18 protein-coding genes are annotated in these 21914 nt (G+C 70.0%); 10 read left to right on the forward strand and 8 right to left on the reverse strand.

Annotation, left to right across the window (positions count from 1 at the left end; translation table 11 throughout):
• Positions 1 to 111 precede the first annotated feature (111 nt).
• On the forward strand, positions 112 to 645 hold the full coding sequence (locus E3O44_RS10200) for an SRPBCC domain-containing protein (protein ID WP_134534616.1): 534 nt from the start codon (positions 112 to 114) through the stop codon (positions 643 to 645).
• Positions 646 to 747: 102 nt separating this feature from the next.
• Here E3O44_RS10200 and E3O44_RS10205 read toward each other — a convergent pair whose 3' ends face one another.
• On the reverse strand, positions 748 to 1311 hold the full coding sequence (locus E3O44_RS10205) for an acyl-CoA thioesterase (protein ID WP_134534617.1): 564 nt from the start codon (positions 1309 to 1311) through the stop codon (positions 748 to 750).
• A gap of 42 nt (positions 1312 to 1353) precedes the next feature.
• Between E3O44_RS10205 and E3O44_RS10210 the strand changes: the two genes are divergently transcribed.
• Positions 1354 to 1992: a LysE family translocator gene (locus E3O44_RS10210; protein ID WP_134534618.1), complete on the forward strand. Its 639-nt coding sequence runs from the start codon at positions 1354 to 1356 to the stop codon at positions 1990 to 1992.
• Positions 1993 to 2000: 8 nt separating this feature from the next.
• On the opposite strand, the gene E3O44_RS10215 is transcribed toward E3O44_RS10210, so the two are convergent.
• Complete coding sequence (locus E3O44_RS10215) at positions 2001 to 2981, reverse strand: alpha/beta hydrolase (protein ID WP_241976229.1); 981 nt, start codon at positions 2979 to 2981, stop codon at positions 2001 to 2003.
• A gap of 94 nt (positions 2982 to 3075) precedes the next feature.
• Positions 3076 to 3621, reverse strand: coding sequence for a YbhB/YbcL family Raf kinase inhibitor-like protein (locus tag E3O44_RS10220; RefSeq protein ID WP_134534619.1), 546 nt, complete (start codon positions 3619 to 3621; stop codon positions 3076 to 3078).
• A 133-nt stretch (positions 3622 to 3754) separates the two neighbouring features.
• Here E3O44_RS10220 and E3O44_RS10225 point away from each other — a divergent pair, with 133 nt between their 5' ends.
• Together E3O44_RS10225 and trhO are read left to right on the forward strand one after the other, a co-directional pair.
• Positions 3755 to 5455 carry a cation:proton antiporter gene (locus tag E3O44_RS10225; protein WP_134534620.1) on the forward strand — a complete coding sequence of 567 codons (1701 nt, stop codon included), beginning with the start codon at positions 3755 to 3757 and terminating at the stop codon, positions 5453 to 5455.
• A 112-nt stretch (positions 5456 to 5567) separates the two neighbouring features.
• Positions 5568 to 6461, forward strand: a complete 894-nt coding sequence (gene trhO / locus E3O44_RS10230) for an oxygen-dependent tRNA uridine(34) hydroxylase TrhO (RefSeq protein WP_134534621.1) — start codon at positions 5568 to 5570, stop codon at positions 6459 to 6461.
• On the opposite strand, the gene E3O44_RS10235 is transcribed toward trhO, so the two are convergent.
• Positions 6430 to 7839 carry an LssY C-terminal domain-containing protein gene (locus E3O44_RS10235; protein WP_338144731.1) on the reverse strand — a complete coding sequence of 470 codons (1410 nt, stop codon included), beginning with the start codon at positions 7837 to 7839 and terminating at the stop codon, positions 6430 to 6432. The genes trhO and E3O44_RS10235 overlap by 32 nt on opposite strands.
• A gap of 137 nt (positions 7840 to 7976) precedes the next feature.
• On the opposite strand from E3O44_RS10235, the gene acuI reads away from it, so the two are divergent.
• Both acuI and E3O44_RS10245 read left to right on the forward strand, forming a co-directional pair.
• Positions 7977 to 8990 carry an acrylyl-CoA reductase (NADPH) gene (gene acuI / locus E3O44_RS10240; RefSeq protein ID WP_134534622.1) on the forward strand — a complete coding sequence of 338 codons (1014 nt, stop codon included), beginning with the start codon at positions 7977 to 7979 and terminating at the stop codon, positions 8988 to 8990.
• Between the two features lie 370 nt (positions 8991 to 9360).
• Positions 9361 to 12054, forward strand: a complete 2694-nt coding sequence (locus tag E3O44_RS10245; RefSeq protein WP_134534623.1) for a LuxR family transcriptional regulator — start codon at positions 9361 to 9363, stop codon at positions 12052 to 12054.
• Between the two features lie 57 nt (positions 12055 to 12111).
• Here E3O44_RS10245 and E3O44_RS10250 read toward each other — a convergent pair whose 3' ends face one another.
• Positions 12112 to 13449: a glycosyltransferase family 2 protein gene (locus E3O44_RS10250; RefSeq protein ID WP_134534624.1), complete on the reverse strand. Its 1338-nt coding sequence runs from the start codon at positions 13447 to 13449 to the stop codon at positions 12112 to 12114.
• A 278-nt stretch (positions 13450 to 13727) separates the two neighbouring features.
• Between E3O44_RS10250 and E3O44_RS10255 the strand changes: the two genes are divergently transcribed.
• From E3O44_RS10255 to E3O44_RS10270, 4 genes are all read left to right on the forward strand, one after another.
• On the forward strand, positions 13728 to 15089 hold the full coding sequence (locus tag E3O44_RS10255) for a nucleotide sugar dehydrogenase (RefSeq protein ID WP_134534625.1): 1362 nt from the start codon (positions 13728 to 13730) through the stop codon (positions 15087 to 15089).
• Between the two features lie 85 nt (positions 15090 to 15174).
• Positions 15175 to 16233, forward strand: a complete 1059-nt coding sequence (locus tag E3O44_RS10260) for an NAD-dependent epimerase/dehydratase family protein (protein ID WP_134534626.1) — start codon at positions 15175 to 15177, stop codon at positions 16231 to 16233.
• On the forward strand, positions 16233 to 18017 hold the full coding sequence (glmS, locus tag E3O44_RS10265; protein WP_134534627.1) for a glutamine--fructose-6-phosphate transaminase (isomerizing): 1785 nt from the start codon (positions 16233 to 16235) through the stop codon (positions 18015 to 18017). The genes E3O44_RS10260 and glmS overlap by 1 nt, the downstream gene beginning before the upstream one ends.
• Before the next feature lie 154 nt (positions 18018 to 18171).
• A complete protein-coding gene (locus E3O44_RS10270) occupies positions 18172 to 19056 on the forward strand; it encodes a hypothetical protein (RefSeq protein WP_174775065.1) in 885 nt (294 codons plus the stop codon).
• A gap of 37 nt (positions 19057 to 19093) precedes the next feature.
• Here E3O44_RS10270 and E3O44_RS10275 read toward each other — a convergent pair whose 3' ends face one another.
• The 3 genes from E3O44_RS10275 to hemB form a co-directional block, all read right to left on the reverse strand.
• Positions 19094 to 19438 (reverse strand): hypothetical protein, encoded by a 345-nt coding sequence (locus E3O44_RS10275; RefSeq protein ID WP_134534628.1) that lies wholly within the window; start codon positions 19436 to 19438, stop codon positions 19094 to 19096.
• Between the two features lie 78 nt (positions 19439 to 19516).
• Positions 19517 to 20848, reverse strand: a complete 1332-nt coding sequence (gene hemL, locus E3O44_RS10280) for a glutamate-1-semialdehyde 2,1-aminomutase (RefSeq protein ID WP_134534894.1) — start codon at positions 20846 to 20848, stop codon at positions 19517 to 19519.
• On the reverse strand, positions 20848 to 21831 hold the full coding sequence (hemB, locus tag E3O44_RS10285) for a porphobilinogen synthase (RefSeq protein WP_372488173.1): 984 nt from the start codon (positions 21829 to 21831) through the stop codon (positions 20848 to 20850). Before hemB ends, hemL begins: the two co-directional genes overlap by 1 nt.
• Positions 21832 to 21914 lie beyond the last annotated feature (83 nt).

A 21914-nucleotide genomic window follows, 5' to 3' on the forward strand; every position in this document is an offset into this window, starting at 1 on the left:
GCGCGCCGGGGCACGCGGACCGGGCCGGCACACACGGCACTGTGGCAAGGGGATGCCCAACGGGTTTAGCCTGAAGACACGGCTCGTGTTTCACTCACCGCGGAGGTTCCCATGTCAGCCAAGCCCACCGGTCGCCTCGCCCATCGCGAGGACGGGCTGTACCTTATGCTCGATCGTCTCTTCACCGCACCCATCGACGACGTCTGGGCGAGCGTCAGCCGTCCCGGCGGCCTCGCCGGGTGGATCGGCACCTACACCGGTGCGCCGGAGACCGGCGCCGTGCGCTTCAAGCTCTCCGAAGCGGATGCCGAGTGGACGTACGTGACGATCCTCAAGTGCATCCCGCCGAAGCGGTTCACCCTCAACATCGGCGAGGGCGAGGCGGCCAGGCACGTGATCCTGCACCTCGTCGAGGGCGCGGGCATGACGACCCTCACCCTGGGACAGCGCCTGCACTCCGCCGCGGACGCCGCACGGGTCGGGCCGTTCTGGGACTACTACCTCGACCGCCTCGTCGCAGCGCGGACCGGCCAGCCGCTGCCTGCGCACGAGCACTATGCCGGTGCGCACGAGCTCTACTACTCCGAGCTCATCGTCCCGGCCAAGCCCCCGGTCACCCCCGTCCCGGCGCCGCCGCGCGCCTAGTCCTCGCGGGGACCACCCCGGACGCCAGCGATTCCGGGCGCGTGCGCGTCTGCGCGTCTGCGCGTCCACTCGGGCAGCCGCGCGCCTGGTCCTGCCGGGCGACTACTCCCAGTGGCTCGGTGCGGCCGCGCGGGTCGCGGGCAGGGCGACGTCCGAGCTCCACTCGAGCAGCCAGGCCGGAACGGTGATCCCGGCGGGCACCGGTCCGACGGCGGAGAGCAGTTCCTCGATGCCGACGACGCCCCCGCTGCGCTTGAGGAAGCGACCCCGGATGAAGCCGAGCGCGAGGATCTCGGGGTTCCCGTCGGCATCCGGTCGCACGAAGCGCTGCTCGACGTAGACGGCCTTCTCGTCGAAGCCGAGGATGCGCGACTCGACGGTGAACCGCTGGCCGACGGTGAGTGACTTGCGGAAGCTGATGGTCTCGCTCACGACGACGGGGTACCAGCCCCGTGCGGTGAAGATCGGCCAGATGCCGGTGCGGTGCAGGAGGTCGAGCCTGGCGATGTCCATGATCGACAGGTAGACCCCGTTGTTCATGTGCCGCAGGATGTCCTGGTCGGTCGGCAGCGTCACGAACCGGGTCCTGACGACGTCGTACGGCCCGACCCGCGGGCCGCGCTTCGACAGCCAGCCATGGAATAAGGTGCGGATCAGCATATGCATTCTGCGATGCTAACGCGTCCTGCGATTGGGTAGCATTCCGATATGGTCCCGATCGATCACCTGCTCACCTTCGCGCTCGCCTCCGTCGCCCTCATCGCGCTGCCGGGGCCGACCGTGCTCTTCGTGATCGGCCGTTCCCTCGCGCTCGGGCGTCTCGGCGGCTTCCTGAGCGTGCTCGGCAACGCCCTCGGGATGCTGCCCCTCATCGCGGCCGTCGCGCTCGGCCTCGGCGCGATCGTGACCCAGTCTGTCGTGGTCTTCACGATCGTCAAGTTCGTCGGCGCCGCATACATCGTCTACCTCGGCATCCACGCGATCCGGCACCGCGGCGCGGTCACCCCGGCCCGCGGCGCGAGTCTCGTCGCCCGGCCGTGGTGGCGGCTGCTCGCCGAGGGGTCTGTCGTCGGCGCCACGAACCCCAAGTCGATCGTGTTCTTCGTGGCCGTTCTTCCCCAGTTCGTCGACTATCACGCGGGAGCCGTTCCGCTGCAACTCCTCACGCTCGGCACGCTCTTCGTCGTGCTCGCCCTCGCGGGCGACAGCGTCTGGGCCATCGCCGCCGGGTCGGCGCGGACGTGGTTCGCGAAGTCGCCGAAGCGGCTCGAGAAGCTCTCCGCGGGCGGCGGGGTCATGATGATCGGCCTCGGCGGCGTCCTCGCGGCGACCGGCGCCCAGAGCTGACCCCCGCCCTAGGCGACGACGGGGACGGCGACGGGGAGGGCCGCGACGCGGCGGACGAACGCGCCGAGGCGGCGGTAGACCTCCTGGGATTCCGGATGCCGGGCATCCTGCTGCCAGGTGTGGTGGGTGTTCGCCTGCCGCCGGTCGTAGATCAGGCTGTCCACCTGGATCGACCTGCGCTTGAGCGCCGCGATGAAGTTCAGGTTCGCCCGGTAGAAGTAGTCCCGCTCGCTCGTCGTGACGAAGACGGGCGGAAATCCGCTGTCGAGCCATTCGATCGGGTTCATGAACCGCGCCGCGGCCCGCAGCACGACTCCGCGGCCCCGCTCGGGCAGCAGCATCCGCAGGAAGTTGAGGCTCAGCACGAAGCCGCGCTCGAACATCACCGAGAGGTCGGCGATGCTGCAGTGCTGCACGAGCCCGCGGAGATTGCCCGGCTCGATGTGGGGTTCGATGCCGTAGTGGGCCGCGAGCTCCGGCTCGAAGGCGGATGCCGCGAGGAGCGCCGCAATGTGGCCGCCCGCCGAATCCCCACCGAGCACGATCCGGGTCGGGTCCCCGCCGAAGTCGGCGACGTTGCGCGCCACCCAGTCGAGCACCGCGTTGCCGTCCTCGAGCATGTGCCTGAGCTGGAACCGGGTGGCCATCCGATAGTTGGCGTTGACGACGATCATGCCGTCTGCGGCCTGGCTGGCACAGTACTTGGTGAGCGGCGCCTTGTCGCCGGAGGTCCAGCCGCCGCCGTGGAAGTACACGTAGACCGGGAGCGGTCCGGCCGCGCCGTGCGGCACCATCACGTCGAGCCGGTGGTCGCGGCTCTCGTCCCCGACGTAGTCGATGTCGATGTGGTAGTCCACCGTCGAGATCGGCTGGAGGTTGAACCTGTGCAGTTCGCCGGGGGAGAGCCGGATCATCAGGGCCCGCCAAACCCAGACGGGAACGCGGCGGAGGCTGGTTTCGCGGGTTTTCAGGGTGGTGCCGGCGGTCATGCGAGGGTGCTGCGGATCTGGTTCACAGCACGAACCTAGGGCCCGCGCGTGTGAGCAACCTGAGAGGACCTCATGTTTTCGCTATGGGCGGGTGTCAGGGGTGCAGCGCCGCCCCGCCGAAGGCGCCGGTCGCCTCGATGACCGCGCGGCCGAGGGTGTGGAACCGCAGATTGAAACCGAGCACCGCGGGAGTCGACGCCGGGTCGAGGTCGAGAGCCGCGACATCCACCGCGTGCACGATGAACTGGTACCGGTGGGTGCCGGTTCCGGGCGGCGGGCTGGCGCCGATGAAAGAGGTGAGCCGCAGCTCGTTGGGCAGGGTGACCGCGCCGGCGGGCAGCAGCGCGCCGCCGGGGGCGCCGGCTCCGGCGGGCAGTGACGTCACGGAGGCCGGGATGTTGAAGACGGCCCAGTGCCAGAAGCCCGAGCCGGTCGGGGCATCCGGGTCGTAGAGAGTGACCGCGAAGCTCTTCGTCCCGGCCGGGAACCCGGCCCAGGACAGCTGCGGCGACCGCTCGAGGCCGCCGGCTCCCGCAGCGAACTGGGCGGCCGACAGCGGCGACCCGTCGGTCACGTCCGTGCTCGAGAGCGTGAAGAGCGGCACCTCGCCGTAGACGGCGAGCGGATCTGTGGCGGTCATGGGTCCTCCTGGCGACGGGGGTTCGAGCGGGGTGCCCCCAGTTTAGGCTCCGGGCATCCCCGCTTCGAAGATCCTCAGGCGTCGCCAAGCTCGCGCAGCGGTCGGGTCCAGCCCGGCTCGCTACGGTCCAGCAATGGACTATCCCCTTCTCGGCGTCTTCGGCATCCTGACCATCGTGTCGGTTGCCGTCATCGCGCCGCGGCTCGGAGTCGCCGCCCCGCTCCTCCTCATGCTCATCGGGATCGCGGCGAGCCTCGTCCCCGGCGTACCGGCCTTCGACTTCCCTCCCGAGCTCATCCTCGCGGTCGTCCTCCCTCCGATCCTCTATTCGGCGGCGGTCAACGTGCCGTTGCACGACTTCCGCCGCAATGCCACGGCGATCACGGGGCTTTCTGTGCTGCTCGTGATCGTGAGCGCCGTCGCGAGCGGAGCGCTCTTCCACTGGCTGCTGCCCGGCCTCAGCGCTCCCGCCGCCCTCGCGCTCGGTGCGGTCGTCAGTCCGACGGATGCGGTCGCCGCGACCTCGATGGGACGCCGGCTTGGCCTGCCACCCCGGTTGGTGACCCTCCTGGAGGGTGAGGGGCTACTTAACGACGCCTCGGCCCTCGTACTGCTCCGCTGTGCGATCGCGGCGACGGCCGGCGGGGTGTCCCTGATCGGCGTGGCCGGGGACTTCGTGTTCGCCGTCGGAGTCGCGATCGGGATCGGTCTCGTCGTGGGGCACCTGACCGTGTGGCTGAGATCGCGCCTGGGCAACGTCGTGCTCAACACGACGATCTCATTCGCGGTGCCATTCCTCGCGTTCATCCCGACCGACCACGTCCACGCGTCCGGAGTGCTCGCCGTCGTCGTCGCCGGGCTCGTGACGGGGCATCGGGGACCGCTGGTCTTCACGGCGGAGGTGCGGATGAGTGAACGGGTGAACTGGCGCACGATCCAGTTCGTTCTCGAGAACGGAGTCTTCCTCCTGATGGGCTTCGAACTGACGTACCTGGTCGGCGAGGTGCACGAGGACCATGTCAGCGTCATCGAGGCCGTCGGCATCGGGCTTCTCGCGACCGTCGTCCTCGTCGTCGTCCGGGGCGCCTTCGTCGTCCCCCTGATCGTCCAGCTCAAACGACAAGAGCGGAGGGCCCGCGCCGGCGGCCGGGAGGTCGACTCCGCACTGCGGCGGTTGCGCACAGCCAGGCATCAGGATGTCGCCCGAGCCAGGGCCCACCGGAGGCTGACCAGGAAGCGGGCGGACCTCGACTTCCAGACGGTCGAGAGCCTCGGGTGGAAGGACGGCGCTGTGCTCGGCTGGTCGGGGATGCGAGGCGTCGTCGCGCTCGCCGCCGCGCAGTCTCTGCCGACCGGCATCCCCTACCGGCCGCAGCTGATCTTCATCGCGTTCACCGTTGCCCTCGTGACCCTGCTCGTACAGGGCGGCACCCTGCCCCTGCTAATCCGCAGGCTCGGACTCACCGGAAGTGCCGAGGCGGATGACCAGCGTGGCTTCGCAGCCCTCGTCGGCCAGATCAGCGCGGCCGGGCTCGAGAGCCTCGGCAACCCTGCGCTTGCGCAGGACGGTGGTGAACCGTTCACCGCGGAGGCGCTGTCCCGGGTGCGTGCGGACAGCATCCGCCGCGCACAGGCGCTCGACGAGACGACGGCCTTGGCCACCGGAGCCCCGCACCACCAGCACCGTGCGCTCCGGCTGCACGTGCTCGCACGTGAGCGCGCCGCCCTGATCGACGCCCGTGAGACCGGGGTCTACGGCTCGCACCTCATCGAGAGGGCCCAGCGCATGCTCGACCTCGAGGAAACCCGGCTGACCTCCCACCCCTGGGTATAACTCCTGCACATTCCCGGACGGCGGAATCCCTGCCGCGAGATTCCGGGGCACCGGCCGCCCGCCTCGGGAACGTGCAGGAGCTATGCCATCTGGTGGCCGGTAAAATGGCGCGGTGGCCATTCCGAAGATCCTGCTGTACTACGTCTTCACGCCGCTCGCCGACCCCGAGGCGGTGCGGCTCTGGCAGCGTGACCTGTGCGAGGCGCTCGGCCTGCGCGGCCGCATCCTGGTCTCAAAGGACGGTCTGAACGGCACGATCGGCGGCGACCTCCCCGCCGTGAAACGCTACGTGCGGAAGACGCGCGAGTACCCGGCCTTCCGAGACATCGACTTCAAGTGGAGCGAAGGCACCGGGCTCGACGAGTCCGGCCTGAGCCTGGACTTTCCCCGCCTGGTGGTGAAGGTGCGCGAGGAGATCGTGAGCTTCGGCGCCCCCGGCGAGCTCGCGGTCACCGCGGCCGGCGTTCAGGGCGGCGGCACCCGGCTCTCCCCCGCCGCGCTGCACGAGCTCGCCGCCGAGCGCGGAGACGACCTGGTCTTCTTCGACGGCCGCAACTCCTTCGAAGCGGAGATCGGACGTTTCCGCGGCGCCGTCGTTCCCGACGTCGCGACGACCCGCGACTTCGCCGCCGAGCTCGACAGCGGCCGGTACGACCACCTCAAGGGCCGGCCGGTCGTCACGTACTGCACGGGCGGCATCCGCTGCGAGGTGCTCAGCTCGCTGATGAAGGACCGGGGTTTCGGCGAGGTCTACCAGCTCGACGGCGGCATCGTGCGGTACGGCGAGGCCTACGGAAACTCCGGCCTCTGGGACGGTTCGCTCTACGTCTTCGACAAGCGGATGTCCGTCGACTTCGCCGGGGACCCCGCGGTCCTCGGCCACTGCGCCTGCTGTGCGGCAGCGACGCACCAGATGCAGAACTGCCGCGAGCCGTCCTGCCGCGTGCAGCTCGTCGTCTGCCCGGACTGCGCCGCTACGGCGCCCGCCTGCCCCGCGCACGCCTGACCGGCCGCGCGCGGGCGAACTCCCTGGCATCCCTGGCCGAGAGGGCGAGCAGGATCAGGATGTCGAAGGTCACGCTCACGAGCGAGGCCCGCAGTGTAATCGCGGCACCGTTGACGGCGTAGTCGACGAAGCTCGCGACGATGCTCACCGTCGCGAATGACATCGCGACGATGCGCGCCCAGTTCCGGCCGAAGAACACGAATGCTGCGAAGCCGACATTGAGGGCGAGGACGACCCCGTACCCGGTCAGCAGGATCCCGAGAGCGACCCCGGCCGTCGCGGGGTCGACGGTGCCCGGCGGCTTCCCGTCGATCGCGACGGCCGAAACGAACTCGGGCCAGTCGAGTGCAGCGAGGACGATGACACCGAGACCCGACAGGACCCGCGCGGTGAGCATCAGGGCTCCGACGGTGATCGAGGCCGGCCGCCGCCGGGCAGCGGGCGCGGTCGGCGCGGCACTCCCCATCGGTGCCGCGCTCGATCCCGGTGACGGCGACGCCGCAGAAACCGCCCGTGCGGCCGCGCTGCCGGGCACCGCGATGCCGGACACGTCGACGACGGGCAGGTCCCCGTCCGTCTGGATCGTGTCGCCGCCGCCGTTGCGCGAGTGGTACCCGCTCGAGAAATCCCGGATCACGTGCATCCGTGCCCCTGAGCCGGCCTGCAGCAGCGAGTCGACGATGTGGTCCCGCTCGATGTCGGTGTTCTCGTCAATCTTGTGCGTGATCTGCAGGGTGAACAGCGAGAAGCCGACGGCGCGATCGAAGGTCCCCGCCGCGAGCCAGTCGACCCTGGTCCCGCCGGGGAGCAGCCAGCCGTCCGGGCAGCGCCAGAACCGCACGTGGTGCCGCTTGGCCGGGTTCTCGGCGACCTCCTGCTGGTAGGCGAAGTCCTGCATCCTGTCAAACAGGAACAGCGGGCTGACCGGCGCCTCGTCGTAACTGCGCCTGGCGAGCGTCGCCGAGATCATCCTCCAGGTCGTGCCGGGCGTGATGTCGTCCGCCCTCGTCCAGCCCGCCGCGGCGAGCGCGTGCTGCAGTTGCTCCGCCGTGCCGGTGATCGCGAGGTTGACCGGGTCGCCGAGGAGGCCGTCGCTCGTGCGGGTCCGGCCGATGAAGTAGTTGGGGACGTACAGCTGGGTCAGGATGCGGTGCAGCCTCGGCAGCACGAGGTAGGCGAGCAGCACCCAGAAGAGCACCGCGAACCAGAGCGCACCCCAGCCGAGCAGGAAGCTCTCGTTCACGAGCAGGACGGCGAGCCAGACCGCCGCGAGCCCCGCGAAGACGAAGAAGAAGGCGTCGATGCCGGAGCTCAGCGAGAGCCGGCGCGGCACGACCCGCACCTTCTCTGGCACGGCGGCGGCGGTCATAGCGCTCATGCTACCGATTCGACCACCGGCTGGCGAGGGTCCGCGAGAGCACACTTGTAGCCCCTAAACCACCGTTTTAAGGGCCGAAAGTGCGCTCTCGCGGAGGGGTTGGCCGGCGGGCGAGGGGCGGGAAGTAGGCTCGGAGCATGACTAGTGAGACTCGGTTCCACGCCATCGTCGTCGAACGGACCAGTGCGGAGGACGGCACGAAAACGCAGCACGCTGCGCTCACGCTCGTCGACGAGACCTTCCTGATGCCGGGCGACGTGACCATCGCCGTCGAATACTCGAGCCTCAACTACAAGGACGGACTCGCGCTCGCCGGCCGCCCCGGGGTCGTCCGCGTCTGGCCCCTCATCGCCGGGATCGACCTCGTCGGCACCGTCGAGTCGAGCGAGGACCCGCGCTGGGTGCCCGGAGACCGCGTCATCCTGAACGGCTCCGGCCTGGGCGAGAGCCACCACGGCGGCCTCGCCGAGCGTGCCAGGGTCTCCGGAGCCTCCCTGGTGCGACTGCCCGCCGGGATCAGCGCCCGACGGGCGGCCGCGATCGGCACCGCCGGCTTCACCGCCATGCTCGCCGTGCTCGCGCTCGAACGCGCCGGGATCACGCCGGACTCCGGTCCCGTGCTCGTGACCGGTGCCGCCGGCGGCGTCGGTTCGATCGCGGTCGCCCTGCTCTCGGCCAGGGGCTACCGGGTGACCGCCTCGACCGGCCGCGTCGACGAGCTCGGCGGATACCTCCGCGGCCTCGGGGCCGAGACCATCCTGGACCGGAACACCCTCTCCGAGCCCGGGAAGCCGCTCCAGGCCCAGCGCTGGGCCGCTGCGGTCGACTCCGTCGGAAGCGCCACCCTCGCCAATGTGCTCGCACAGGCGAACTACGGCGCCGTGATCACCGCCTGCGGCCTCGCCCAGGGCGCCGACCTGCCGACGACGGTGATGCCCTTCATCCTGCGCGGGGTGAGCCTCGTGGGCATCAATTCCGTCGAGGCCCCCGTCGCCCTGCGGGAACAGGCCTGGTCTCGGCTGGAATCCGACCTCGACCTGACGCTCCTCGACGGCCTGACGTCGAGCATCACGCTCGAGGAAGCCCTCACGGCGGCCGATGACATCCTCGCGGGTCGACTGCACGGGCGCACGGTCGTCTCGATCCACTGATAACGCGGTCAGACGCGATTTATTCGCGATCGAACCGCCCGGCAGCACTACCACAGCGGATGCCCCTCACCAGATCCCCAGACTTTCGGCGCGCCGTAATCCCCCACTAGTGGGGGATACCTTGGAAAGAAATGAGCGTACCTTGCATAGCAGGAGCCCCCGTCCACCGGGGGTGACCGGCTCCAGACCACCCATTCTGGAACCGCACACAGGTAGTAATGCAGAGCACCGACTCATCCCCGAGGCGGCTGCTGTACTCCCCGAATAGAGTGATCCGCACGCACTCGTTACCCGAAACGAAGCGCCGTCTCATGAATGATGTCTTTTACCGACCCCCGGAACGGGCTGGACAGCTCCCCGGAGCCGTCGCATGAAGTCCAGCATCCACCGCGACACGCTGGGCGCGATCCTCGACCTCGCAACCGCCCCTCACGAGTCGGCCCTGCTGGTCGTCGGCGAGCCCGGGTCCGGTAAATCGCGCCTGCTCGCCTCCGTTGAACCGATCGCAGGGGTCGAGATCTTCCGGGTCAGGATCAATCCCGCGGAAGCCGGTTTCCCGCTCTCCGGTCTCTCGGCCTTCGTCGCCTCCTTCCAGAACCCGGCCGCGGCCGCGCTCTCCAGCGAACTCCTTATCCCCGGTGAAGCGGATGCCCAGCTCGCCGCCCGCGCGGCGGAACTCCTCACCCTGATCCGTGACTTCACCCCCGCGACAACGCTGCTCCTGATCGACGACCTCGACTTGATGGACCTGGCGAGCCAGACCGTCTTCGCGATGGTCGCGGCGCGCCTCGGCGGCACGGGAATGCGCCTCGTGGGCACCGTGTGCGCGGAGCCGCCCGTCGGTCCGCTCGCCTCGCTCCCGCGCATCACCCTCGACCGCCTCAGCTTCGCCGAATCGATGATCCTCGCGACGGAGCTTCTCGGCCCCCAGTCCGATGAGGCGCTCCGCCGGATGCTCGCATCCTCCTCGTCGGGGAGCCCGTCCGAGCTCGCCAGGAACGCCCGGCTCCTGACCGGCAGGCACCTCGGGAACGCTGCTCCGGTCGCGCTGCCGTTCCGCGCCTCGCGCGCCCCCTCGACCCGGACCTCGGAAGAACCAGACGACCAGCACCTCCTGCTGGCGATGCTGTCCTGCTCCTACCTGAGCAGCCAGGATCCGATCCGGCAGAGCGACGACCCGCTCCGCGGCGCCCTCGAGGAGCTCCTGTCGGCGGGAACCGTCATCCGCGACGGCCGGTACCTCCGGATTTCGGACTCCGCGTTGCGGTCCCACCTCTATTGGTCCATCGACGCAGGCACCCGCGCCGAATTCCACGCCCGCGCCGCCCGCAGCGAGGCGGCGCCCGGCGGGGACCCCGGCCTCGCGGCGTGGCACCGCAGCTGGGCGGATGCCGGCAGCCTGTCCTCGGACGAACTGCTCGCCTCAGCGGCCGAATTCGCTCGGAGAGGCCTGATCTGGCAGGCCGTCGAACTCGCCGAACGCGCCCTCGCGCTCGCCCTCGACGCGACGGGAAGCCCGGACGCCCTGCTCGAGGTCGCGGAGGCAATGTACCGGCAGGGCGAACTCTCCTATGCCGCCCGCTACGCCAGGCTCGGCCAGCGCCGGCCCGGCTCGATCGCCACGGGCACACAGCTGGCCATCCTCCGCACCGGAATCGAATTCATGTCGACCCACCAGCTGCTCACGACGGACCTCGACGACTGGGCCGGGCCACGAGACGCAGGCAGCAGGGCGGAAGACCTCGTCCGCATGCTCGGCATGAGCGCCCTCAGCCATGCCGAACGCTGGGAGGTCGAGGCCGCGCGGGAAGCCCTCGCCAGGGGCCGCCATCTTCTCGAGAGCGCAACCCCGGAGGCGCGCGAACTCCACGAACTGTCCGCCCTGCTGCTCGGTGCTCTCGAGGGTGACCCAGGACCAGCGACCCGGATGTTCGAGAGGCTCTCCCGGCATGGCTGGACCGAGGAGACGAGCGCCCGCGCCCTGTCCGTCCTCGGCCGCAGCCTCACGTTCATCGACCGCTACGGCGACGCTAGGCGGGTGCTGCGCACCGTAGTCGGCCTCGAACCTCCGCCGGAGCCCCTCGTCCTGCAGACGGCGCGGTACTACCTCGCGGAGAACGAAATCCTCGCCGGCAACCAGTTCGAGGCCATGGCCATCATCGAATCGCTCACGGGTTCCGGCACGGAACAGGTGCACCGTCGCCCGCTCCAGCTCCTCACGGCCTGGTACTGGCAGGCTCGCGGAGACCGCGCGCGCGCGGACGCGGCGATCGAGCTCTGCAACCGCAGCTTCGCGACGAGCGACCATCCGGCACTCGCCGCCCGGCTCGTGGCCGACCAGGGCCGGTTCGCGCTCATGGAGGGCCGGTTCGACGATGCGATCGCGTTCCTGAGCCGGGCCGGCACCATCGGGTCCGCGTTCCGCAACCCCTCGCTGCTCCGGAGCCAGGTCGACCTGATCGAGGCATACGTCCTCTCCGGCCGCCTCCGGGAGGCCGTGATCCAGTTCCGTGAGTTCCGGGCGAGGGCCCGGCCCGTCCACAGCCGGTGGACGGCGCTCGCCTCTGCACGCGCCGAGGCCCTGCTGACACCCGGCGAGGCATCCGTCGCCGTCTTCGAACAGGCCGTGGGTCTCTGGCAGCCGGGCGATTCGCAGTTCGAGCAGGGCCGCACCCTCCTGAGCTATGCCGACCGGCTCGTGAGCCTCGGGCACGGCAGGGAGGGCGCGGACCAGTACCTGGCCGCGCGGATGATCTTCACCCAGCTCGGCGCCATCCCGTGGGCCAGAAAAGCGGATGCCGTCCGTCTCGGCACCCACGCCCCGAGCGTCAATCCCCTCCTCGCGGCCCTCGCCCCCGACGAACGGCTCGTCGCCGAACTCGTGCAGCAGGGCAAGCGGAACAAGGAGATCGCCGCGGAGCTGTTCGTTTCCCTGCGCACGGTCGAGGTGCGACTCACGCGCACGTACAACAAACTCGGCGCCAAGTCCCGGTCGCACCTGATCGCACTGCTGTCCGGTTCCGGCGCGATGCTCGCGGACGGCGCGGCGAGCGGGATGATCTGATCAGCGACCCCGCACGGGCGCCCCACCCGTGTGGCCGGGCGCCCGGCCGGGGTCGTGCTATCCCGGAAGGGCGTCGACGACCGCGATGCCGGAGCCGACCGCCGTGTTGCTCCGTCGTTCCGGGCTCTTCCAGGTGCCGCTCGACCGGCCGAAGAACGCCTGCGGGATGGTCCGCAGGCAGATGAAGGCGTCGACGATGCGCACGAGCGGGAAGCCGATCCCGAGCACGAGGTAGTGCACCCGCCCGGTCACGATCACGACCAGGATCGTGAGCAGGTAGTCCGGTACCAGCACCCCGATGACGATGGAGGCCGGGGGAACCGCCTGTGCGACCGCAATCGACACCGGGTCGGCCGAGACCTCTCCCCAGGCCGCCGCAGCCAGCGACACGAGGAGCAGCGGAAGGAAGATCAGCATCATGATGCTGCTCGTCACGAGTTCGAAGACGTAGAGGGCGAGGGCCCCCCAGAAGGTCCCGAACCGGAAGCCGTGCCGGCGGACCGTCTGCCAGAAGCCGAGCGTCCAGCGGCGCAGCTGTTTCGTGTAGTCCCGGAAGGTGTCGGGATCCTGGGTGTACGCGATCGCCGCGAGGGGGTGGAACGCGATGCGGCCGAGCCGCTTGGCATGCACCTCGAATGTCATGTTGAAGTCCTCGATCGCGAGCCCGGGGGCGGAGATGTCGATATCGGCGAGGATCCGGCTGCGGTACATGCTCGCGAAGCCGGGGACGATCGACACCACGTTCGCGAAGCGGGCGGCCTGACCGTACTTGAGGAGGAACTGCACGACCACGTAGAACCGTTCGCGGTACGCCACGAGAAAACGTCCGAGCCGGGTCGGCGACGGCGGGTCCGTGACCGTCGCGGCACGGCCGGCGACGGCGACGACCCCCGGATCGTCGAAGTAGGGCAGGCCCGTCTCCATGTAGTCGTCCGCGAGCTGCGTGTCCGCGTCGAGCAGCATCACGATCTCGAAGCGTTCGGCGAGCCGGAAGTGCGCGATCGCGGCGACGAGCGCACCGGCCTTGCCGCGATTGGGCAGCAGCTCGACGATGTTCGCCCCGCTCTCCTCCGCGATCACGGCCGTCGCGTCCTTCGACGCGTCAGACGCGATGAAGATATTGCCGACGGGCACGAGCCGGGCAGCCGAGCGGATCGTGTTCCGGATCACGAGTTCTTCGTTGTGCGCCGCGATCAGCACGGCAACGTCGTTCGGGGTGAGGCGGCGGGCCGCTCCCACGCCGGCCGTGCCTGCCGTCGACTGCGCGAGCCGGTGGCGCGCGCTCCGCGGCCGGTTCCGGAACGCCTGCGCAACGACCCGGCCCAGACCGACCGTGCCCCACAGCGCCGTGTTCACCCCGACCACGAGGACGAGCACAACGATCAGGCTCAGCATGTGACTCTCCGTCGGCCGGCCGGCGGAGGGGTCGCGCCGGTGGTCCGACCGTACACGCGGGACAGGGCGCCCGCGACGGCGGACAACTGCGGTTAACCACATCCGGATGCGGGATGCCCACACGAACCCGCAGAGTCCGATCCATGGGTTGCCCGGATCGCAACATCTGCAGAGACTGGCCGCGGGAACACCACCTGCCGCGCCCCGCCGAGTCCCGAAACTCCTCGCGGCGCCAGCGGCGCATCCGCGAACCGACTTACCCAAACAAAGGACCTGGAATGTCAATCGAAATCGTCGACGACTCTTCCCTGCCGCTCACCCACCAGAGTCGCCAGCGCACGACCGCGGACGCCCTGCTCATCCCGGTCATCCCCCGCACCCAGTTCGACTTCGACGTCGCGATCGTGGGCCTGGGTTACGTCGGGCTGCCGACGGCGCTGTCCCTGCACGCCGCCGGCCTCCGGGTGCTCGGCGTCGACGTGAGCGAACGCCGGCTCGCCGTGATCCGCAGCGGCGAAGCCGACCTGCTCGAGTCCGACCGTGACCGCCTCGAGACGGCGATGGCGGGCGACGGCTTCCAGATCACGGGCGACACCTACCGGCTCGGCGACGCGGCGGCGGTCATCATCTGCGTCCCCACCCCGATCGACGAACACCTCACGCCCGACCTCGAGATCCTCGCGAGCGCGTGCACGATGGTCGTCGATGCCGCCGTGCCCGGCCAGCTCCTGATGCTCACATCCACGACGTACCCCGGCTGCACGAGGGACCTCCTCGTCACCCCGCTGCTCGTGCGCGGCCTGACCGCAGGCAAGGACATCTTCGTATCCTTCAGCCCGGAACGCATCGACCCCGGCAACGACCGCTACGCCCACGAGGACGTGCCACGGGTGGTCGGAGGAGCGACCCCGGCCTGCCAGGCCGCGGGAGCCGCCCTCCTCGGCCGCTACGCGCGCAACATCCACGGCGTCAGCTCCCTCGAGGTCGCCGAGATGAGCAAGCTCCTCGAGAACACCTTCCGGGCGGTGAACATCGCCCTGGCGAACGAATTCGCCGAGGCGTGCCTCGCGCTCGGGCTCTCGGTCATCGAGGTCATCAATGCCGCTGCGACGAAGCCGTACGGCTTCATGCCCTTCTTCCCCGGCGCCGGCGTCGGCGGGCACTGCATCCCGTGCGATCCGCACTACCTGCTCTGGCAGCTCCGCAAGGCCCACGTCGACGCGCCGGTCATCGAACACGCGATGAGCGAGATCGCCGGCCGCCCGCGCCGGGTCCTCGAACGGGTGCGCGAAACCCTCGCAGACCAGGGCAAGCCGCTCCGCGGCTCACGCGTGCTCGTGGTCGGGATCTCGTACAAGCCCAACGTCGCCGACCTCCGCGAGTCGCCGGCCCTGGAGATCCTCAGCATGCTGTCGGACCAGGGCGCGGACGTCGGATTCCACGACCCGTTCTTCGGCGCCGTGCGGCTCAGGAACGGGAGTGAGCTCACCGCGACGGTCGACCCGGACGCATTCGGCGCCGACCTCGTTGTCCTGCACACCGACCACGACAACGTCGACTGGGAATGGCTGTCCCCCGAAGTCCTCGTGCTCGACACGACCTACCGTCGCACCGACCTGCCCCGCCGCGTCCAGCTCTGACCTCTTGATTCCCGGGCGGATGCCGGGGGCACGTCCTGCCCCCGGCATCCGTTGCCCTGCCCACCCTTTCGATCGGAGAACCACCGTGAAATCATTGATCACCGGCGGCGCCGGCTTCATCGGCAGCCACCTCACCGAATACCTGTTGCAGCAGGGCGACGACGTCATCGTGCTCGACGACCTCTCCACGGGCTCGCTCCGCAACCTCGCGAGGGTCAGCGACAACCCCCGGTTGCGGTTCGTCCAGGGCAGCATCCTCGACAAGGCGCTCGTCACCGGCCTCGTGAACGGACGCGACCGGGTGTTCCACCTCGCTGCGGCCGTCGGCGTCAAGCTCATCGTCGAGGAGCCCCTGACGAGCCTGCGCACCAACATCCACGGCACCGAGAACGTCCTCGACGCCTGCGTCGCGGCCGGGGCGACCCTGCTGCTCGCGTCCACGAGCGAGGTCTACGGGAAGAACACCGCTGACAGCCTCGACGAGGAGTCCGACCGCATCCTCGGGTCCGCTCTCAAGTCCCGGTGGACGTACGCGGCCGCGAAAGGCATCGACGAGGCCTTCGCTCACGCATACTGGCGCGAATACGGCCTCCCGGTCGCCATCGTGCGCCTGTTCAACACCGTCGGACCCCGCCAGACCGGCCGGTACGGCATGGTCTTCCCCAACCTCGTCGGCCAGGCGCAGCGCGGGGAACCGCTGACGGTCTTCGGCGACGGACGCCAGACCCGGTGCTTCTCCTACGTCGGCGACATCGTGCCTGCGCTGGTCCGGCTCGCCGAGACGCCCGCCGCGTACGGCCGCGCCGTCAACATGGGCGGCGCCCAGGAGATCTCGATCCTCGGCCTCGCCGAGCGCGTGATCGACGTGCTCGGCTCGACGAGCAGCATCAGCCTGATCCCCTACGAGCAGGCGTACGCCCCCGGCTACGAGGACATGCGTCGTCGGGTCCCCAACAACGGCCTCGCGCGGAAGCTCGTGGACTTCGAACCGAGGACCCCGCTCGACGACGTGATCCGGAACGTGGCCGGCGCTGTGGTGGCCGGCGGGAACGGCAACGAGGCGATGGCCCTCGCGGGTTCGCCGCTGCATCCCCACGACCCCGGCCTCGTCGCCGTCGGCGGCCAGACCCCCGAGGCGCGCTGATGTGCGGGATCATCGCCTGTCGCGCCATCGAACCGGCGCCCGGCTACCTCATCGCGGGACTGAAGCGGCTCGAATACCGCGGCTACGACTCGGCGGGCATCGCCGTGACCGCGGCAGACGGCACGACGGCCGTCTTCCGCACGACCTCCCGGGTCGATTCCCTGACCGGGCTCGTCGACGGGTGGGCCGGCCCCCTGCTCGCGGGCACCGGCATCGGCCACACCCGCTGGGCGACCCACGGCGGGGTGAGCGAGCAGAACGCTCACCCCCACCAGGACTGCGAGGGCCGGGTGAGCGTCGTGCACAACGGCATCCTCGACAACGCGGACCGGCTGCGTGCCGAGCTCGTGCACGCCGGGCACCGGTTCTCCTCCGAGGTCGACAGCGAAGTCATCTGCCACCTCGTCGAAGACCGGCTCCTCGTCTCCGACGACCTGCTCCACGCCGTGAGCGGCGCGGTCGCCCAGCTGACCGGCTCGTGGGCCCTCGTCGTCCTCGACGCCCGGACGGGGCGGATGGTCGCCGCCGCGCACCGCTCGCCGTTGCTCGCCGCGCGCTCCACGGCCGGCGTCTTCCTCGCGAGCGACATCTCGGCGATCGGCGACTGGGTCGAGGAGTTCCACATCCTCGCGGACGGCGACGTCATCGAGGTGACGAACGACCTGGTCTGGACGCATGCGGGTACCCCCGTCGCCGTACCGACGGCCATTCCTCGGCCGCCGCGGCCGACCTTCTCGCTCACCCTCGAGGCCGACGACCACATGGCGGCGGAGATCCTCGAACAGCCGGAGGCGGCGACCCGCCTGCTCGAGGAGGTCGGCGGACGAATCGCGACCGGTGCGCTCTGGAACGACCTCGGCCTTCCGCGGTTCGACCGGATGCGCGTTGTCGCGTGCGGCACCTCCCTGAATGCCGGCGAAGTGATCGGTTCGGCACTGAGCCGTCTGGGCGGGCTCGCGCATTCCTCCGTCGTCGCGAGCGAGGCGGCCGGTTCGGTCGTCGAGCTGGGCACCCTGACGGTGATGATGAGCCAGTCAGGCGAGACCGCGGACGTGCTCCGCGCCCTCGACGAGAGTCCGGAGGGGTTCCCCGTGCTCGCTCTCGTCAACAACGTCCACTCGACGCTCGGCCGCAAGGTCGACGCTGTGCTGAGTTGCTCGGCGGGGCCGGAGATCGGGGTCGCGGCGACCAAGACCTTCGTCTGCCAGATCCTCGTCGGCACGGGGCTGGTGATCTCGTCGCTCGTCGCGAGCGGCCGGATGGACACCGCACAGGCCCGCCGGCTCGTCAACGACCTCTACCTCGTTCCGGAACAGCTCGCGGAGGCCGCCGCCGCGGCGCGGGCGCTGCTCCCTCCCCTCGTCGACGAGGTGCGCGGCGCGAAGGGCTTCCTCTTCCTGGGCCGTGGAGCCGGCGTCGCCTACGCGGCGGAGGGCGCCCTCAAGCTCAAGGAGATCACCTATCGCTGGGCGGAGGCGTACCCGGCCGGCGAGCTCAAGCACGGTCCACTCGCCCTCGTCGAACAGGGCACGCCCGTCGTCGTGGTGGACGACGGCGACCCACGGCTCGCCGGGAACATCGCGGAGGTGCGGGCGCGCGGCGGCCGCATCATCACGATCGGCCGGGCCGGCAGCAGCATCGAGGTCCCGTTATCCCTCGCAGCGCCGTGCGGACCGCTCGCGGCCGTCGTCCCGCTGCAGATGCTCGCACTCGGCCTCGCCGTCGAGCTCGGCTTCGACGCGGACAAGCCCCGCAACCTCGCCAAGTCGGTCACCGTCGACTGAGCGGGGTCACCAGACGGGTGGCCGGCCCGAGCCGGCCACCGGTCCGCTGGGAAGGTGGTGAAGATCAGCCGTGAGCGGGCGCGTGGCCGGATAACATCTCAACGCCGTCCGATGCCGACCCGGTTGGGGCGTCCTGAGTGCTGGAGGAGGGTGAATGCCGGAAGACGATGAGACAGGGGGCGTGACCCCCCGTCGGCGCACGCTCCTGATCAGCCTCCTCGCGATCGGCCTGGCGATCCTGGCCGTGCTCACGATCGTGCTGTCGACCGCTCCCCGCCCCGGCCAGAGCACGGCGACCCCCTCGGCCACCCGGTCGCCCGGAACCCCGACACCCGGCGGGAGCCCCACACCTCCGGTGAGCGCAAGCCCGACGGCACCCGCCGCCGGCGCATACCCCTGGCACACCGGGATCGTTTCGACCACCTTCTGGGTCGGTGAGATCTTCGACCCGAACGCCGCGGACGGCAGCCAGGTCTATTCGACCTACGACTCGGGGTGGATGGAGAGCTACGGCGGCTGCGACGGCGTCCGGACCGCCGACGACTGCCAGACCGAGGTGCGCACGGCGGCCAACGACTACTTCCCGACCCAGCTGGCACCGAAGGAGAACCCGTTCTACCTCGACCTGCCGTTCGACGACCTCAACGACGCCCAGGCGTTCGCGACCCGCGAGCAGGTGGTGCCGTGGGCCGTCCAGTCCGCGTACGCCGGTTCGGCGGGCGATGACACCGTCAGTCTGATGAAGAACCGGTGGGTGCGCATCCGCTCGAACGGGCAGACGTGCTACGGCCAGATCGAGGACGCCGGGCCCGGCCAGTACCATGACGCCGCCTATGTGTTCGGTGCCGACGATGCCCGACCGGCCAACAAGAAGTTCAATGGCGCAGGCATGGACGTCTCCCCCGCATTGAACGGCTGCCTGCGCTTCAGCGACATCAACGGTGAGAACGACACGGTCGACTGGCAGTTCGTCGAGGCGGCGGACGTGCCGCCGGGGCCCTGGACGAAGATCGTCACGACGAGCGGCGTGCGCCCATAGCCCCGGAACTGCGACCTGCGACCTGCCGGAGCTACAGCTACAGCTTGAGCGAGGCGATCAGGTCGGGGGCGTGGTTCGTCGTGAGGATGACGCGCGAGAAGTCTTCGTCGACGAGGTCGATGACGACGGCCTGGCGGCGGCGCTTGATCGCGAGGAAGTCCTTGCCGCCGTGGAACTTCCAGGTGCCGACCGCGAGCACGAGCGGAACCTCGAGGCCGGGGGCGCGGATCCCGCGGATCCAGATCCACGGGTCGTCCGTGATCGTCACCGAGCGGATGTTGTCCCGCGCGACGACGATGTCCTCGCGGCGGAAGGCCAGCGTCTTTTCGGCCTTCGTCAGGTGTACCTCGAGCCGATCGGGATGAACGCGCAAGGAAGCCATAGGCCTAGTCTGCCCCGTTCGGCCGGTAAAACGGCTGCCGAAACCTCACAATGCAGTAACGCGGCACTGTGCGCTCCGTCAGTCGGGGGCCACAGCGGCCGCCGCGGCCTTCGCCGCGGCGGGCAGGGCGTCGAGTATCCACTCGATCGCCTGCTCGTCGTGGGCCGCCGAGACGAACCAGGCCTCGAACACCGAGGGCGGCAGGGACACCCCGGCGTCGAGCATCGCGTGGAAGAACGGGCCGTACCGGAAGGACTCCTGGCGCTGCACGGCCGCGTAGTCCCGCGGGGGGTGCGCGGCGGCATCCGCCCCGAAGGCGAAGCTGAACAGGTTGCCCGCCCTTTGCACGCTGTGCGCGACGCCTTCTGCGGACAAGGCCGCCGAGACGGCGTTCGAGAGCAGCAGCGCCGTCGCATCGAGCCGCGGGTAGACGGTGTCGTCGAGGGCGCGCAGGGTGGCGATGCCTGCCGCGACGGCGACCGGGTTCCCGGACAGGGTGCCGGCCTGGTAGACCGGGCCTGCGGGGGCGAGGTAGTCCATGACCTCGGCGCGACCGCCGAGGGCCGCGACGGGCAGGCCGCCGCCGATGACCTTGCCGAACGTGAAGAGGTCGGGAGTGTACGGCTTCGCGGGAGTCGCTCCCGCGTTGTCGAGGCCCCAGTAGCCGGCCGGTCCGACCCGGAACCCGGTGAGCACCTCGTCGATGATGAGCAGCGCCCCGTAGGAGTGCGCGAGCTCGGTGAGTGCTGCGTTGAAGCCGGGGTCCGGCGCGACGACGCCCATGTTCGCGGCGGCGGCCTCGGTGATGACGGCGGCGATCCGCCCCGGGTGGGCCTCGAACGCGGCGCGTACGGCCTCGAGGTCGTTGTACGGGAGCACGAGGGTCTGCGCGGCCGTCGCAGCGGTCACGCCTGCGGAACCGGGCAGGGCGAGGGTCGCGAGCCCGGAGCCGGCCTGGGCGAGGAGACCGTCGGAGTGGCCGTGGTAGTGGCCGGCGAACTTGATCAGGAGCTCGCGGCCGGTGAAGCCGCGGGCGAGGCGGATGGCGGTCATGGTCGCCTCCGTGCCCGTCGACACGAGGCGCAGCTTCTCGACGGCCGAGACGCGGCCCTCAATCAGCTCGGCGAGTTCGGTCTCGCCCGGAGTGGATGCACCGAAGGACAGGCCGAGTGCCGCAGCGGCCTGGACGGCGTGGACGACCTCCGGGTGCGCGTGGCCGAGGATCGCCGGCCCCCAGGAGCTGACGAGGTCGACGTACTCGCGGCCGTCGGAGTCGGTGACATAGGCGCCGGAGGCCTTCACGAGGAACAAAGGCGTGCCGCCGACCGAGCGGAAGGCCCGGACCGGCGAGTTCACTCCGCCGGGGATGGCGCGCTGGGCGCGGTCGAACAACTCGTCGTTACGGGTCATCACTTCTGGTTTCCTTCGGTGAGCCACGCGGCGAGCTCGACGGCCCAGTAGGTGAGCACGGCGTCTGCGCCGGCCCTGCGGATGCTGAGCACCGATTCTTCGATCGAACGGCGGCGGTCGATCCAGCCCTGGGCCGCTGCCGCCTCGATCATCGCGTATTCACCGGACACCTGGTATGCCCAGACCGGGACGTCGCTCACGGCGGCGACCTCCGCGAGCACATCGAGGTAGCTGCCGGCCGGCTTGACCATCACGACATCCGCGCCCTGTTCGATGTCGAGGAGGGCTTCGCGCACGCCCTCCCTACGGTTGGCCGGGTCGAGCTGGTAGCTGCGCCGGTCTCCGGTGAGCGTCGACTGTACGGCCTCGCGGAACGGGCCGTAGAACGCGGAGGCGTACTTCGCCGAATAGGCGAGCACGGCGGTGTCCTGGAAGCCGGAACCGTCGAGGGCCGCACGCACGGAGGCGACCTGGCCGTCCATCATCCCGCTGAGCCCGAGCAGCCGGGAACCGGAGGCGGCCTGGATGAGCGCCATCTCGTTGTACCGCTCGAGGGTCGCATCGTTGTCGACGCTGCCGTCGAGGGCGAGCACGCCGCAGTGGCCGTGGTCGGTGAATTCGTCGAGGCACAGGTCGGTCTGCACGACGAGGGCGTCGCCGACCTCGTCGGCGATGGCCCGGGTGGCGACGTTGAGGATTCCCCGCGGGTCGGTCGCGCCGGAGCCGACGGCGTCGCGCACGTCCGGCACTCCGAAGAGCATCACACCACCGATGCCTGCGGCGGCGGCCTCGGCCGCTGCACGGCGGGCGCCGTCGATCGAGTGCTGCACCACGCCGGGCATGGAGGTGATGTCCACCGACTCCCGCCCTTCGCGGACGAACATCGGCAACACGAGTTCGGCGGGGTGCAGACGGGTCTCACTGGCGAGCCGGCGGAGCGAGGCACTCGAACGCATCCGTCGAGGCCGAATAACTGGAGTAATCACCCATCCACCCTACCCACGCCGTCTCCACGTTCCCCGCAGTCCCGCGAGAGTACGATTTTGGCCCCTAAGACCGCGGTTTA

Origin of the sequence: Cryobacterium algoricola, assembly GCF_004402485.1 — a bacterium.
Taxonomy (GTDB): domain Bacteria; phylum Actinomycetota; class Actinomycetes; order Actinomycetales; family Microbacteriaceae; genus Cryobacterium; species Cryobacterium algoricola.

Bases quoted from the DNA above. Each gene is read 5' to 3' on its own strand.
- E3O44_RS10220 (WP_134534619.1), bottom strand. From the start codon at position 3,621: ATGACCGCCACAGATCCGCTCGCCGTCTACGGCGAGGTGCCGCTCTTC.
- E3O44_RS10205 (WP_134534617.1), bottom strand. From the start codon at position 1,311: ATGCATATGCTGATCCGCACCTTATTCCATGGCTGGCTGTCGAAGCGC.
- E3O44_RS10200 (WP_134534616.1), top strand. From the start codon at position 112: ATGTCAGCCAAGCCCACCGGTCGCCTCGCCCATCGCGAGGACGGGCTG.
- E3O44_RS10255 (WP_134534625.1), top strand. From the start codon at position 13,728: ATGTCAATCGAAATCGTCGACGACTCTTCCCTGCCGCTCACCCACCAG.
- E3O44_RS10215 (WP_241976229.1), bottom strand. From the start codon at position 2,981: ATGACCGCCGGCACCACCCTGAAAACCCGCGAAACCAGCCTCCGCCGC.
- acuI (WP_134534622.1), top strand. From the start codon at position 7,977: ATGACTAGTGAGACTCGGTTCCACGCCATCGTCGTCGAACGGACCAGT.
- E3O44_RS10250 (WP_134534624.1), bottom strand. From the start codon at position 13,449: ATGCTGAGCCTGATCGTTGTGCTCGTCCTCGTGGTCGGGGTGAACACG.
- glmS (WP_134534627.1), top strand. From the start codon at position 16,233: ATGTGCGGGATCATCGCCTGTCGCGCCATCGAACCGGCGCCCGGCTAC.
- E3O44_RS10235 (WP_338144731.1), bottom strand. From the start codon at position 7,839: ATGAGCGCTATGACCGCCGCCGCCGTGCCAGAGAAGGTGCGGGTCGTG.
- hemL (WP_134534894.1), bottom strand. From the start codon at position 20,848: ATGACCCGTAACGACGAGTTGTTCGACCGCGCCCAGCGCGCCATCCCC.
- E3O44_RS10270 (WP_174775065.1), top strand. From the start codon at position 18,172: ATGCCGGAAGACGATGAGACAGGGGGCGTGACCCCCCGTCGGCGCACG.
- E3O44_RS10245 (WP_134534623.1), top strand. From the start codon at position 9,361: ATGAAGTCCAGCATCCACCGCGACACGCTGGGCGCGATCCTCGACCTC.
- E3O44_RS10225 (WP_134534620.1), top strand. From the start codon at position 3,755: ATGGACTATCCCCTTCTCGGCGTCTTCGGCATCCTGACCATCGTGTCG.
- E3O44_RS10275 (WP_134534628.1), bottom strand. From the start codon at position 19,438: ATGGCTTCCTTGCGCGTTCATCCCGATCGGCTCGAGGTACACCTGACG.
- E3O44_RS10210 (WP_134534618.1), top strand. From the start codon at position 1,354: ATGGTCCCGATCGATCACCTGCTCACCTTCGCGCTCGCCTCCGTCGCC.